The sequence below is a fragment of the Mucilaginibacter sp. HD30 genome (assembly GCF_054061755.1).
Genome location: NZ_JBSSEO010000001.1, coordinates 2,672,453 through 2,687,823, shown reverse-complemented (window position 1 = coordinate 2,687,823; position 15,371 = coordinate 2,672,453). Strand labels below are relative to the sequence as shown.

The window sequence follows — 15,371 nt, the reverse complement described above, 5'->3', positions numbered from 1 at the left end:
GTTATAGTTTAAATTAGAGATTAGTGTACGTTGGCTACTTCGCTGGCTGCAATTATTTCATCAACCTGAGCTTTTGCAACCGGTAGTTTTATTTTCTTGTCTTTAGCGGCAGCTTTCAACCACGCCAAATAATCGGCACGGATAGGGGCAGGCCAGCCAGCGTCCATTTGTCCGGAAGTATATACGCCTTCTGCAGTGCGAATGTGGGCGAACATATCCTCTAAACGGGTTCTTTCTGACGCTTTAACTACTCTTTCTGCTAAATGTGGTGGGATAAAGATAACCACACCTTGTTTGCCTAAAACAACGTCGCCCGGCATAACAGTAACCTGGCGAATACGGGTAGGTTTGTTAAAACTCAATATCATTGTGTTTTGATCGGTGCCCGGATTGTGAAAAGTTGGTGAATAACTATCTATGTATGAAGTAAAGCCGCCCAGTTCTTTTAACCCTTCAAGGTCTCTTACGGCTCCGTTATACACAATACCGGTTTTAGTTCTTTTATAAATATCAGCTGCTACACGGTCGCCAATGGTTGGGCCGTTTTTGTGCAAGCCAAACTGATCTGCCACATAAACGTCGCCTTTTTGCAATTGCTCAACACCCCAAACGTTTTGCGCGCGCCGGCCTTCTTTTTTACCTCTGTCGTCTATCGCTTTCCACATATCAGGGCGATAAGGTACAAATTGAGTGGTAAAAGCACGGCCACAAAGTACACTATCCGGGTTGATTTTTATTGGCCAATCTTCAGCCAGCTGATAATTGAATTTTGAACCACCCATGGTAGCCCAGGCTTCTTCAATACTTACAGATTTCATACGCTGAATAATATCATCTGGTACTTTTGGGCGTCCGTCCGGAAAGCGCTCGCCTTTCCATTCGGGGGTAAGGTACACTAGTTCATCTCTGTCAGTCTGGTTTACTTGCGGGCCAGCAGCTGGCGCAGCAACCTGGGCAGAAACTTCAACAGAAACACCAAGCAGTAATGCAAGGGCAACTATCTTTAGGTTTGTACTCATCTTGGTTATATAATAATTGGTTAAATAATTATGGGCTCTAAGCTACATAAATAATTTTTACCTATATTTTTAGGTTACGTAAAAATTTTAGGATAAAACTATTTTCTTTGTTAGGTAATACAACGGTTGCGCAAATAATAAAAATCAGCAAAAAATAAACTACCATTTTTAACCAATGTTGATTTTTACACAAAATTCTTACTTTAGCGGTATATATTTGTTACAATATTAGCCGCCGAACTCGTCACAATTTATAACCAATTATTATAGTTAAAGCATTTAAGCCAGAATGAATCAGTTGTTACTTCAACAGGAAGCATCAAAAGAACTGGTAGACTTTCCGCATATTAAGGAGTTTGCCTATAAAAAGAATACAACCATCCAGCTTAACTCATTTAATGTGGGCGTGATGGATGGTATAGGTCTATACTATGTATTAGAGGGTAAGCACAACTGGGTTATTGGTGCAACAGAGCATACGCTTTACCCGGGAGATATTGCCGTTATATTACCCGGCGAGAATTTTGGAGGAAAGAACAACATACTCAACATAGGCTCGGTGATGTGGGTTAAGCTGAATGTTCAAAATCAAAAGCAATTAATAGGAGAATGGAGCCAGTTAAGCAAAAAAGAACGGCACGCGCTTGAGCAAATACTCTCAGTAAACAAAGGCCTGCTGGTACTTAATATAAAAGAGGCCCAGGCTTTGTTTTTTGATCTGAAATACGAACTTCAAAATGCTGAAGTAGGATTTTGTACACGCATTGCACAATTGCTTGATCACCTTTTTATTACGGTATGCCGCCAGCTTATACGCCAAAACCACTCTCGCCGAGATTTCCCGACAACTTTTTTGCGGCTTGAACAAACCTTGCGACAGAACCTGGCCAGGCAGTGGACGGTTGAAGAAATGGCGGCCTTTGCCGGCATGGGCACCACCGCCTTTACAGAGAAGGTTAAAAATTACTCAGGCTTTTCGCCATTAAATTACCTTATTAATTTACGTATAACCGAAGCAATTAAATTATTAAAGCGAAACGAGGTGAATGTAACTGATATAGCCCTTGCCATTGGTTTTTACTCGTCTCAGCATTTTTCAACAACCTTTAAAAAGCTTACCGGATATACGCCAAGCGATTTTAGGAAGAATAACATTCAACTTAGCAACCTACAACCATGAACAGTATAATAGCCATTGAATTAGGTACCAACGCGGTACGGATTTTTGCGTTTGATCTGATGGGTAATATAATAGGTTTTGCAAAAGGCCATTACCCTACTTTTCATGAAGGACCTGATAATAGCGAACAAGACCCCGAGCAGGTTTTTATAACGATGCTTTACGTTTTAAAGAATTTACTTAACGAGACGCTTTATCCGCAAAAGTATGTTGTTGGTTGCATTTGTTTCAGCGCATCCATGCACAGCCTGCTTACTGTAGATAAAGATGGCGTTCCGCTGGGCAATGTAATAACCTGGGCGGATAACCGTGGAAAGGAAGAGGCGGTTGAACTAAAAGAATCTGAGCTGGGGCGCAAACTGTATGAAGCCACGGGTACACCTATACATCCCATGTCGTCAATGGTGAAGATTGCATGGCTCAGAAACAATGATCCGGAACGATTTAGCAGGACAAGTAAGTTCCTGCCTGTTAAAAGTTACATTATTCAACAGCTTACGGGTGCTTGCCTGGTAGACTATAGTATTGCTTCGGCAATGGGCCTGATGAATATCCATAAACTTGCCTGGGACGATGCAGCACTTGATTTTGCCGGTATAAAGCCCGACAAACTACCAGAGCTTGTATCTGTTTTCTACTCAGAGGCTAAGCTAAAAAAGGAGTTTCAAAAAGCGCTGCGCCTGCAGCCCGAGGTAAAGATCATAGTAGGATCAAGCGACGGATGTTTGGCAACACTTGGAGCAGGGGTTTGGGAAGAAGGCAAGGCCACCATTACTATTGAAGATAGTGGGGCGTTCAGAATAATTGGGGATAAGATTATAAGAGACCATAGTAAACAGATATTTAATTACGTGCTTACCAAAGAGCACATTGTAAGCGGCGGCCCTACCAATAGTGGCGGGGTTATTTTTGAATGGTTTACCAAACGCTTTGGCGACTTTAAAAAGGCTTTTGATATTGATTATTCAATGGGCAACCTTATAAGAGACGCAGCTGAGGTTGCAGTAGGGTCAGACGGGCTGTTATTTTTGCCATATTTACTGGGCGAAAGAGCTCCAATTTGGAACGCCAACGCCAAGGGATGTTACTTTGGCATTAATATAAGGCATGAACGTAAGCACTTTATTAGGGCTACTATTGAAGGTATACTATATGAGATGTACAGCATAGGCAAAACGTTCGAGAATCATCGTGCTATAAACAGCTTATCTGTTAACGGCAGCTTTGCGTCTATCCCGTTTTGTACACAAATAATTGCTGATATTTTTAACAAGCCTGTTAGTACAATAACGCACGGAGATACCATTGGAGTGGGGGCGTTCTTATTAAGTGCAACAGAGATGGGCATGTACAAAAATCTGCGCGAAGCGTCGAATACAATAAAAATGCATCAAATATTTTTGCCAAATGCTAATGATCATGCGCGCTACATGCAATATTTTGCCGTTTTTGAGAGCCTTATAGAGAAAATTGGTGTCGAGTTTGATAATATTTCGCGGCTTCAAAACATCACTTAAAACCAATTTTTTTAGATTCTTTTAAACGGTAATGACGATTTGTTGCCATTGTTGTAGCTGTTTAGGTTGGTGAATAAAAATTTAATAAATCTTTATTTCACCCCTAGGGTAAGTTAAAAAGAATGTCCCTCATTTTTTTGTGTAAAAATCACCGCTGGTTTTATTTAGTAGACTGGATTCTTTATTTTATCATTATTTGTAACAAATCTATTATAAACTATTAACCGGTTAAACTTTTTTGGTACTGCCCCTTTTTAAATAGTAAAATTTGTTTCTATTTTTTCTGGTCAGCAGGTTTAAACTACCTTATTAATTTTAACATAAACTATTTTTCTTTATTGATATTGAAAGGCACCTGAAGGTTTTGCCTGATGTTTTATATGAAATTAGTACGCTTTGCGTTACTGATATTAACATAACAGAAGCAGATTGCCTACGTAATTTGGAAAAAGAGGTCTAACCCAGTTAAATAAGTTAAATAAATTAAATTATTAGTAACCTAAATAATCAAACATGAAGAAAAAAGTACCTTAACCTTAGGCGGCGTAATTACGCACAAAAAAACCTCTACCAAAATGGTCAGATTTTGATAAAGGCATTAATCAAAAAATATAGTCATTGATTTAAACCAAAATTATGAAAAAAAGAAGAGGAACACCTTCGTACAATCGTATTGTTACAAGTGTTTTCACATTACTTTTGTGTGCTTCGGCTGCGCAGGCAGACAACCACAAGACAAATAATAACGCCAGGTCTTTTAATAAAGAACCTAAATCACTTTTCGCAAACGTTGTAGATAAAGCTGTACCGGCTAAAACAGTAACCGGTAAAGTGGTAGACGACAAGGGCGAGACCCTTGTAGGGGTAACCATAACCGAGCAAGGTACCCAAAAAGCCACTACAACTGATGCTAACGGTAACTACAGCCTATCAGTAGAAGGCGATAATTCAGTATTAGTGTTTGCCTATTTAGGTTACGAAACACAAACACAAACTGTAGGAGCCCGTACAGTAATAAATGTAACTATGGCCACCAGAAGCAGCGCGCTTGAGGAAGTTGTTGTAACTGCATTGGGTATCAAACGCGAAGCAAAAAAATTAGGTTACGCCTCAACTACAGTAAAAGTTGAAGAGATAACTCAAAACCGTACAACTAACGTAATGTCTTCCTTAGAAGGTAAAGTTGCCGGCTTGAACATTTCTCCTCCTTCAGCTGGTCCGGGTTCAAGTACCAGGATCCGTTTACGTGGACAGGCAGCGTTTAATGGCGCTACCAACTCTCCGTTAATTGTTATTAACGGTTTGCCAATGGATCAAGGCGAGCAGAGCGTAGGCCCAAATAACACTACAGACCGCGGTGACGCCTTGCAACAAATTAACCAGGATGATATTGAGTCTTTCAACGTATTGAAAGGTTCTACCGCTGCTGCGTTATATGGTTCAAGAGCGGCTAACGGTGCAATCATTATCACTACAAAAAGTGGTGCTAAAAATGCTAAGTTTAGTGTAGATTTCAGTTCGAACTTTGCTGCCGACCAGGTATTAGATTATAACCGTTATCAAATGATATACGGACACGGTGTTTGGGATGCAGTAAATATGACAGGCAGAAAACCTAAAGATGTTGGTGAGTCTATTACTTACGGAGGTCAAACCTGGGGCGCTAAATATGATGGCTCGCCGGTTGATTTTTTTGATGGAAGTAAAGGCCCATATTTACCAAACCCACATCGTATCACTGAATATTACAGAACAGGTACCTCATTTAATAATAGTTTAGCAATTTCTGGCGGTAATGCTACAACCAGTTTCAGGTTAGGTTATTCAAACCAGGATGCTAAAGGTATCTCTCCTGTTAACGATTATCACAAAAAAATTGTAAACTTTGGCCTAAACAGTAAGCTAACAGATAAGTTGAACCTTACCTTTAACTTAAACTACGCTAATGAGGTAAATAACAATCCGCCTCAGGTAGGTTTCCAGGGTGCAGGCGCTCCTAACTTTTTCTATCGCTTGAGCCCGGCAATACCAATCGCTTTGCTTAGAGATAAAGCAGTAAATCCTACTTCGTTAAGTGAAGCCACAACATCAGGGTTTCAAACAACATTGCTTAATCCATATTATTCAAACCCGCGCCAGTTTTTGCTGAGACAGTCAGACCGTATTTTATCTACAACAACTGCAAGGTATGATTTCTTTAAATATTTATACTTACAAGGCCGCGTAGCGTTTGATTATAACAGCGGGCTTAACGAGGGTAACACCCCGCACGGCGTAGGTGCATCCAACTTATTACAGGGTGGTACCGGCCCTGCGTTCAGCGGAAGTTACAATGTTAATACAAACTGGGCGCGCAACATGAACTACGACTTCCTGTTAGGCACCAATAACCAAAGGTTTGGTGATTTTAGTGCCGAATTAACTTTGGGTGGAAATATTCGTGATGAGCGTGGTAGTGGTGTCAGGGCGTCAACCGCTAATGGATTGATTGTACAAAATCTATACTCTATTGAAAACGGTGCTCAGAAAAATGTTAACTATGATTTTAACAGACAACAGGTAAACTCTCTTTATGGTGTTGCCGATTTTGGTTACAAAAGCTTTTTATATTTAACCGTTACAAGCCGTGTAGACTGGTTTACAGTTTTAACACCGCCGGCATTTATAGTTGCTGATCCAAAAAATTCGGTAAACTATCCATCTGTGAGTGGTAGTTTTGTTTTCTCTGAGTTGTTACCAAACATGAGCTGGTTAAATTATGGTAAATTAAGAGCCAGTTACGCGCGTACAGGTAGCGTAGGTTCTATAAATAACTTTAATGGCCAACTTACCTATAGCTCAAATGCTAACCCTTTTAGCGCAAATGGCTATAGCTATACAATTGGTAATTACAGCTCTACTTTTCCTAATCCTTATGTTCAGGCATTTGACGTAATTGAGAAGGAAATAGGTTTAGAGGTAAAAACCTTAAATAGCCGTTTAAATTTCGATATCGCAGTTTATAACAAAAGCAGCGAAAACCAACTATTAAACACTCCGCTTTCTGCCACAACCGGCTTTACCTTAAGGCCCGTAAATTTAGGCAAGTTGCAAAACAAAGGTATTGAAGTATTAGTGGAAGGTACACCTATAAAAACTCCAAGCTTTACCTGGACCACCTCAATAAACGGAGCGTACAATGAAAGCCGCGTGTTACAATTAGCTGCCGGCACAACCGAGCAGGTAGTTAACGCATTTAACGCTAATGGTAACGAGTTTTTAGGTAAATTAAGTTACAGGGTTGGCATGGCTATGAACCAATTACAGTCACCAACTTACCGCAGAGACGCAAACGGCAACATCCTTGTTTCAGCAGCCGGAACGTTATTAGCAAGTGCTAACGACGTGACATTTGGACAGGCAGATCCGAAATGGACCGGTGGTTTCAATAACAACTTCCGTTACAAAAAATTAAGCTTATTGGTTCACGTTGACTATAAATTTGGCGGTAAGGTGTTTTCATCAACAGCGCTTAACGGTTTAAGACAAGGTTTAACTCAAGCGTCGTTAGTTGGTCGTGAAGGTGGTGTGAAATTCCCTGCTATAATTTATGATCCAACCGGAGGTCCGGGTGGCACCCCTGGTGCAACAAATGGTACAAACAATGCTAACAGAGCCGTTGGTGTTAACCCGGCATCTTTCTATACAGACTATCGTACTTTGCAAATTGCAGATCCATTTGTATTCAAAAGCGATTTCGTAAAATTAAGAAACATTACGCTTAGCTATGATTTCTCTGATATGGTTAAAAACGTTAAAGGAATAAAAGGCTTAAGCTTATCTGCGTTTGTACGTAATGCTGCAATACTTTACAAAGATATTCCGGATGTTGATCCTGAATCAATGGCATCTACAGGCGATTCAAGATTGGGTTATGAGCAAAGCGCTTTACCAACAACCCGTACATGGGGCCTTAACTTAAATGTTAAATTCTAAAATTGAACATGATGAAAAAAATAAATAGCTTTAAATTTTTATTGGCAACTACCGCGGTTTTAGCATTGGGAAGTTGCGATAAAGGTTTTGTTGAAAAAAATCAAAGCCCGTATCAACAAACTACTATAGATCCGGCAATATTATTGAGTTCTGCGCAACGTAACGTAAGTACCGGAAGCTGGGAAGTCGAATCAACTATCGTTCAGCAGTTTGTTAACGCGTATGATGTTGGTGTAACCGCTGGTTTTCAGTTTAACTCAATAGTAGGTGCGGATACTTACAACGTAATAAGATGGAACCAGATGTACGGCGGCGCCGCCGGTAATGGTACCGTTAGATTATTAGACCGCGCACTTGCATTAGCAAAAGCCGAGGCGATACAAAGGCCCAACCTGATTCAAATGATCAGAATATTACGTGCCATGAACTACATGATATTGGTTGACACTTACGGCGATGTTCCTTATAGCGAAGCCACTAAAGGGTTTACCGGTACTGATGTTAGTATTCTTACACCTAAGTATGATAAGGCTGCTGATATTTATACTGATTTATTGAAAGAGTTGAAAGAAGCAAGAGCAGGTTTTAAATTAACAGGTGTTAATAGCACTGACGCTGTTCCATTTGATATATTTTATGGTACAGGCTTTAGTTCTACTACCGCTACAGTACAAATACCTAAATGGCAAAGATTAGCAGGCAGTTTAATGCTGCGCTTAGGCATGCGTTACTCTAAGGTAGATGCAGCCAAAGCACAATCAATTGTTGCTGACGCGGTAGCTGCTCCTGGTGTTATGACATCAACCGCCGATAACGCTTATATACCATTTAACGCTACAGATAACAATCCGTTAAATGCCGGTCCGCGAGGAACAAACCCGTTCAACTATTATTTGTATGAGCCTTTTGTAAATCAGCTAAAAAATACCAAAGATCCAAGAGGTAAATACATATCGGCTTTTTATAGCTCTCCTAATGTTATTAACGGTACTCCGCAAGATACTGTATTGGCAAATCAGAAAGGTTTCCCCGTAGGGTTTAATAACTCAACAGTTATCACTAAAAGCGATTTCAACGGAAATGCTCAATCTGGTTCTGGTTTTAGATACAGCCAGTTAAACTATGCCGTTTTTGGCAGCAACACTGCACCGATATTTGTTTGCACCTATGCACAAACATCGTTATTGTTGGCTGAGGCGGCTTTTAGAGGTTGGATTAGCGGTTCTGCCGAAACTTTTTACAACAACGGTATAAGAGCTTCAATGGATGAGTACCCACTTTACCCTACAGCTGCAGCAATACCTGCTAACACCTACAATGTTTACATAGCGCAAGCATCTGTTAATTTTGCAGGCGGTAATGAGCTTCAAAAAATCAATACACAGTATTGGATAGCATCATTGGGTAATCAGGCAGAGAGTTACGCTAATTTTAGAAGAAGCGGTTTCCCGGCTTTAACTCCAAACTCATTCGGTACTCCTCTACCTGCGTCAACCGGCGGTTTTGCCCGTCGTGTACCTTACCCTCTAATTGAGCGTTCGGTTAATGCCTCAGGTTACCAGGGTGCCATTGCAAGCATGGGTGGCGATGACGTTACACAACGCTTATTCTGGGATAAGTAATAGTTAAAACGATTATAATTATCTATAAAACCCGGGCGAAAGCCCGGGTTTTATGTTTTAATGGCTAACCTAAATATTGGTCACGTTTTCGTTAATTTATTTTCAAGTGTATTTATAACAATTAAAAATGGTTTTATACATTAGCAGAACAAAAACCGATAACATTGTTGCCTCTTTGTAGCCTATATTGTAAACATTTGTAAACCAATTTTCTTTAGTATAACTATCGGCACTATAATATTTAAAAAAGCGTTGTTGGCTGTTATAAGTGTCTGATTAAAAATAAGTTAATATTAAGCTTAATAAATATATGAGAAATTTTATTCTGGCATGTTGCCTTATTATTGCCGGTGGGGCAACTAAAGCGCAGCTTGTGTTGCCTAAAAGCAAGCAAACAACTATCATTAATCCGGTTAACTTAAGTTACCGCTACGCGTTAGACGGTACCTCGCGCCGTGAGGCAGCCGACCCGGCAATGATAAACTTTAGAGGAGAGTATTACCTGTTTGCATCCAAATCTGGCGGTTATTTTCATTCTACTGATATGTTAAACTGGGACCTGATCAAAACCAATGATCTGCCGCTGGAAGATTATGCGCCAACTGCGATGGTTTACAGAGGCGAGGTATACTTTATGGCATCAGGCAACAATCCACTTAAAATTTATAAGACGGCAGATCCAAAAACTGGTAAATGGACCGTAGTGCAGGATAAATTCCCTATAACTATGATTGATCCCTTTTTATTTGCTGACGATGATGACCGCGTATATTTTTATTACGGATGCTCTAACGTTAATCCACTGTATGCAGTAGAGCTTGATCCTAAAACCATGCTCCCTTTGGGCCAACCAACTGTATTTTTTAACAGCGATAAGGAAAGCCATGGTTGGGAGCGTCGCGGCGATTATCAGACTGTTGACGGGCGCCCCTGGATAGAAGGAAGTTGGGTAACCAAGCACAACGGTAAATATTATTGGCAATACTCTGCACCGGGCACGGAATTTAAAAGTTATAACGATGGTGTTTATGTTTCTGATAAGCCAATGGGCCCATTTACATTAATGCCAAATAATCCCGGATCTATGCGCCCGGAGGGCTTTGTAGCCGGAGCAGGACATAGCGGTACATTTAAAGATAATTATGGCAATTACTGGCGTGTATCAACTGATGTGATTTCTGTAAAACATATGTTTGAGCGCCGCCTTAGCTTGTTCCCTTTGTTTTTTGATAAGGACGGTATTTTCCATACCTACACAGACTTTGGCGATTTCCCGCTAACCCTACCTAAAAAGCAGTTAACCAGCCCTGCAGAGTTAAAGCCTAAATGGATGCTGTTGTCTTATAAAAAACCTATAGAGGTTTCCTCGTCACAAGAAAAATATCCAAAAGAAAACGCTTCTGACGAGGATATACGCACCTATTGGAGCGCGGCTACAGGTGATAAAGGCGAATGGATAACCATGGACCTTAAAAAAATATCGACAGTAAATGCGGTGCAGGTAAATTACGCTGAGAACGAAGCCAGCTCTTTTGGTCGTAGCGATAACGATTATTACCAGTACTTGTTGCAATACTCAACCGATAAGAAAACATGGAAAACACTTGCTGATAAACGCACTAATAAAATAGATGCTCCACATGATTATTTGGAGTTGAGCGCACCGGTTAAAGCACGCTACATTAGGTTAACTAATTATAAAATGCCATCAGGCAAATTTGCCATTGCAGACTTGCGCGTGTTTGGAAAGGGTACTGACGGCGTAATGACCCAGAAGAACGATATTTTTGTTAGTCGGTCAAAAACAGACCCTTGCGTGGCTGATATATCATGGATAAAAACCCCTAATGCAGTAGGCTACAACGTGCGCTATGGCACAGAACCTGATAAGTTGTATCATACTTATCAGGTATTAGGCGCAGAGAAAGTAACCATCAGAAGCTTAAACAAAGCAGAAAGCTATTATTTTACTGTTGATGCTTTTAACGAGAGTGGTATTAAAACAGGTAACCCGGTAGTTAAAGATTGATTAATTAGATATATAAAATTCATACATGAAAAAAACATTGTTTTCTGTAGGCACACTGGCATTATGGGCCCTTGGCGCGTCATCTGTTTTTGCTCAAAGCGCAAAAGCAACGATAGGTAAAGAAACCGGCATGGTGGTAAGTCGCCACATATACGGGCAGTTTGCCGAGCACCTGGGCCGCGGTATTTATGATGGGTTTTGGGTTGATGCTAAAATGCCTGTTAAAAAGCAGGACCGTGTTAGGTTGGATATTGTTGAGGCTTTAAAAAAGATCAAGATCCCAAACCTGCGCTGGCCGGGAGGTTGCTTTGCCGACGAGTATCATTGGCGCGATGGCATTGGCGTACGCACAAACAGGCCTAAAATGGTTAACACCAATTGGGGCGGCGTAACGGAGGATAACAGCTTTGGCACACACGAGTTTTTAGAGCTTTGCAAACTGCTAAATACCGAACCTTACATAACAGGTAACGTGGGCAGTGGTACCGTTCAGGAGATGTCTAACTGGGTAGAGTACCTTAACTTTGACGGCAAGAGCCCGCTTACTGATCTTCGCGCTAAAAACGGCCATCCAAAACCATACAATGTAACGTTTTGGGGTGTAGGGAATGAAAGCTGGGGTTGCGGTGGTAACATGACGCCCGAGTACTACGCTGACGAGTATAAACGCTACGCTATTTTTGCTAAAGACTATGGCGATAATAAGCTGAAGAAGATTGCTACCGGCCCTGCGGGCGATAATTACAACTGGACAGAAGTTGTAATGAAAAATGTTAAGAAAGATATGTGGGGTATAGCGCTGCATTATTATACACTGCCAACCGGAAGCTGGACAGGCAGTAAAGGATCAGCCACAAAATTTACAGAGGACGCTTACTTCAACACCCTAAAAAATGGCCTAAAAATGGAAGAGTTTGTTACTAAACACTCTGCCATTATGGATAAATATGATCCGGAGAAAAAAATGGCCCTTGTAGTTGATGAGTGGGGTGTTTGGACAGACTCTGAACCAGGCACTAACCCGGGGTTTTTGTATCAGCAAAACAGCTTGCGGGATGCATTGGTAGCGGCATCAACATTAAACATATTTAACAACCATGCCGATAGGGTAAAGTTGGCCAACCTGGCGCAAACTATTAACGTTTTGCAGGCGTTGATCTTAACCCAAAAAGAGAAGATCATTCTTACACCAACCTATCATGTTTTTGATATGTACAAAGTGCATCAGGATGCTAAACTGCTGCCAATTAAACTGGATGTACCTGATTATGAGTTTGACGGCAAGAAATTGCCTGCTGTTAACGTATCAGCATCAAAAGACGCCAGCGGAAAGATCCACCTTACTATAGTGAACATTGACAACCATAAAGCAATTGATTTTAAAGCTGATTTAGGCGATGTTGCCTGGAGCATCGTAACGGGCCAAATACTTACAGGTACAAATGTTACCAATATTAATACTTTTGCTAACCCCAATAATATTAAACTTGTAGCGTTTAATGATGCGAAAAAGGATGGAAGCAATATATCTGTTAAATTGCCTGCACATTCAGTTGTATCGCTTGAATTAAAGTAAACCAATAAACCAATTAGAACAATGAGAACACAATCAAAAATTTTCATGTCGGCTTTAATAGCGGTTGCTGCTTTAGGCAACTATGCATGCACGCCACCAACTGAAGAGAAAACAACAACCGAGAATACTATGGAACAAACTAGTACTGCAGTACCCGATAGCAGTAATTTTACTGGCAAGGTGAATGGTAAAGACACCCACCTTTACACCTTATCAAACAAAAATGGCATGACTGTAGCCATTACCAACTATGGCGGCCGCATTGTTAGTTTAAATGTTAAAGATAAAACCGGCGCGTTTAAAGATGTTGTTTTAGGATATGATGATGTAAAAACCTACCAAAAACGCGGCGAGCCGTATTTTGGTGCACTGATAGGCCGCTTCGGAAATCGTATTGGCAATGGCAAGTTTACATTAAATGGTAAAGAATATACCCTTGAGCTGAATGATGGAAAAAATACTTTGCATGGCGGCGCCCACGGCTATTGGATGCAGGTATGGGATGCAAAACAGGTAGGCAAGCAAAAATTGGAACTTACCTACGTTTCTAAAGATGGCGAAGCAGGATATCCTGGCACATTAAATGTTAAGGTTGTTTATACTTTAACTGATGATAACGCTGTTCAAATTGATTATAGCGCTACTACTGATAAAGCTACCGTTGTTAACTTAACCAATCACGCTTATTGGAATCTTAACGGCGCCGGCGATTCAACCATTTTGAACAATGAGTTGCACATAGCCGCTGATGCTATAACACCGGTTGATAACACACTTATCCCAACCGGAAAGATCACTCCTGTAAAAGGTACTGCGTTTGATTTTACTAAATCAAAAACTATAGGCAAAGACATTAACGCTACCGAGGAGCAACTGAAATTTGGTAAAGGTTATGACCACAACTTTGTGCTTAACAAACACACGCTAAAAGATATTGTAGCAACAGTTAAAAGCCCGGTTACCGGCATTGTTATGGACGTTTACACAGAAGAGCCCGGTCTGCAGTTTTACAGCGGTAACTTTTTAGATGGCCGTGCTAAAGATGGCAAAGGAAAAGTTGCCTATCCGTTACGCTCGGCGTTGTGTTTAGAAACACAGCATTTCCCTGATGCACCTAACAAACCAGAGTTTGCATCAACAACTTTAAATCCTGGTCAAACATATAAAACCACAAGCATTTACAAATTTAGCGTAGCTAAATAAGTTATTTGTATCTAAGTAAATATTAAAGCAGACCGGGTAACCGGTCTGCTTTTTTGTTTTTAGGAAGTTTTATTTGGTTGAGCATAGCTATATTCGGCGGCAAATAGCATACGAATGACAACTTATACCCTAAATAAATTAAACCAACTAACCGAATTAAGTAAAGGCTACAAAGCTTTCTTATATGACTGTGACGGCACCCTTGCCGATAACATGCCTGCACATAAAGAAACCTACTTAAAAGTAGCTTTAAGCAAGGGCCACGTTATTGACGGTGATATTATTGATGAATTGGCCGGCTGGCCGGTTATAGATGTTATAAAAGAAATGAATGTGCGGTTCGGTACCGATTTTGATGCAGCCGAGTTTAAGGAACTAAAATATCAGCTCTTTTTGAACGAATACATAAACCTTACTAAACCTGTTGAATTTGTAACAGAGCATTTAAAAGCTCACGTCGGTAAAGTTAAGATAGGGGTAGTGTCCGGCAGTGGCCGCGTGGCCGTTGAAAAAACGCTACAGGTTTTGGGCCTAATTGATCTGGTTGACGTTATAGTATGCGCCGGCGAAACCGATAGAGGCAAACCTCACCCGGATCCCTTTTTGGCGGCAGCACAGAAACTCAATATAGCCCCCGAAGATTGCCTTGTTTTTGAGGACGGTGATGCAGGCGCAGAGTCCGCGTGGCGGGCGGGGATGCGATGCATAAGGATTGACAAATTATAATTACTCCCATAATACCCCCAATTACATGGGTCGTAAAAACTACCGACGCACTATATCGAAACTATTTCGTTTGCGTAAAAAGTATAGCTTTTTAGCGTTATAACTATTTCGTTTGCGTAAAATTTCTATATCGTTTGCGTAAATATTTATCGTCAATGAATCCCCCCTTTAAACATTTGTGATATAATTTTGGTGAAATGTGATAGTACAAACCAACCATCCGCTGCAAATTAGTGGCGGTAATTTGAAACGGATTATCGCTATAAATTATAGACCCAATTAGTCACTCTGTGATATTTTAATTTTTGCTTGATTTTTAATAACGTAGCTGAAAGCTAAGCACAGCATACGCGTTTTGCCGTAAGCGAGATTTGTAAAATGGCATTAAGTGATCAATATGTTTTGTTGTAAGAATTTATCAGTAACCTAAATATTAATTAAAACCAATAACCAATTAAATGATAAAAAAAGAGATATAATAAACTGCTAATTCGTCGCATGTCAAGGACAGGTGGCCAATTTTA

General features: G+C 40.5%; 9 protein-coding genes. 8 read left to right on the top strand and 1 reads right to left on the bottom strand.

The genetic code is table 11. The features are described 5' to 3' along the window. Positions 1-20 precede the first annotated feature (20 nt). The gene (locus ACVW2L_RS12775; RefSeq protein WP_457128357.1) at positions 21-1,019 is read right to left on the bottom strand and encodes an RraA family protein; all 999 of its coding nucleotides are present in this window, start codon (positions 1,017-1,019) and stop codon (positions 21-23) included. Positions 1,020-1,308: 289 nt separating this feature from the next. Between ACVW2L_RS12775 and ACVW2L_RS12770 the strand changes: the two genes are divergently transcribed. The 8 genes from ACVW2L_RS12770 (at position 1,309) to ACVW2L_RS12735 (ending at position 14,847) form a co-directional block, all read left to right on the top strand. Next, positions 1,309-2,199, top strand: a complete 891-nt coding sequence (locus ACVW2L_RS12770) for a helix-turn-helix domain-containing protein (protein WP_457128356.1) — start codon at positions 1,309-1,311, stop codon at positions 2,197-2,199. Continuing rightward, a complete protein-coding gene (locus ACVW2L_RS12765) occupies positions 2,196-3,716 on the top strand; it encodes a gluconokinase (RefSeq protein ID WP_457128355.1) in 1,521 nt (506 codons plus the stop codon). The genes ACVW2L_RS12770 and ACVW2L_RS12765 overlap by 4 nt, the downstream gene beginning before the upstream one ends. Before the next feature lie 636 nt (positions 3,717-4,352). Next, on the top strand, positions 4,353-7,691 hold the full coding sequence (locus tag ACVW2L_RS12760; RefSeq protein ID WP_457128354.1) for a SusC/RagA family TonB-linked outer membrane protein: 3,339 nt from the start codon (positions 4,353-4,355) through the stop codon (positions 7,689-7,691). An 8-nt stretch (positions 7,692-7,699) separates the two neighbouring features. Continuing rightward, the gene (locus tag ACVW2L_RS12755) at positions 7,700-9,313 is read left to right on the top strand and encodes a SusD/RagB family nutrient-binding outer membrane lipoprotein (RefSeq protein ID WP_457128353.1); all 1,614 of its coding nucleotides are present in this window, start codon (positions 7,700-7,702) and stop codon (positions 9,311-9,313) included. 310 nt (positions 9,314-9,623) lie between these two features. Beyond that, complete coding sequence (locus tag ACVW2L_RS12750; RefSeq protein WP_457128352.1) at positions 9,624-11,342, top strand: family 43 glycosylhydrolase; 1,719 nt, start codon at positions 9,624-9,626, stop codon at positions 11,340-11,342. 25 nt (positions 11,343-11,367) lie between these two features. Beyond that, complete coding sequence (locus tag ACVW2L_RS12745; protein ID WP_457128351.1) at positions 11,368-12,918, top strand: alpha-N-arabinofuranosidase; 1,551 nt, start codon at positions 11,368-11,370, stop codon at positions 12,916-12,918. A gap of 21 nt (positions 12,919-12,939) precedes the next feature. Beyond that, positions 12,940-14,121 (top strand): aldose epimerase family protein, encoded by a 1,182-nt coding sequence (locus ACVW2L_RS12740; RefSeq protein ID WP_457128350.1) that lies wholly within the window; start codon positions 12,940-12,942, stop codon positions 14,119-14,121. A 114-nt stretch (positions 14,122-14,235) separates the two neighbouring features. After that, a complete protein-coding gene (locus ACVW2L_RS12735) occupies positions 14,236-14,847 on the top strand; it encodes an HAD family hydrolase (RefSeq protein ID WP_457128349.1) in 612 nt (203 codons plus the stop codon). Positions 14,848-15,371 lie beyond the last annotated feature (524 nt).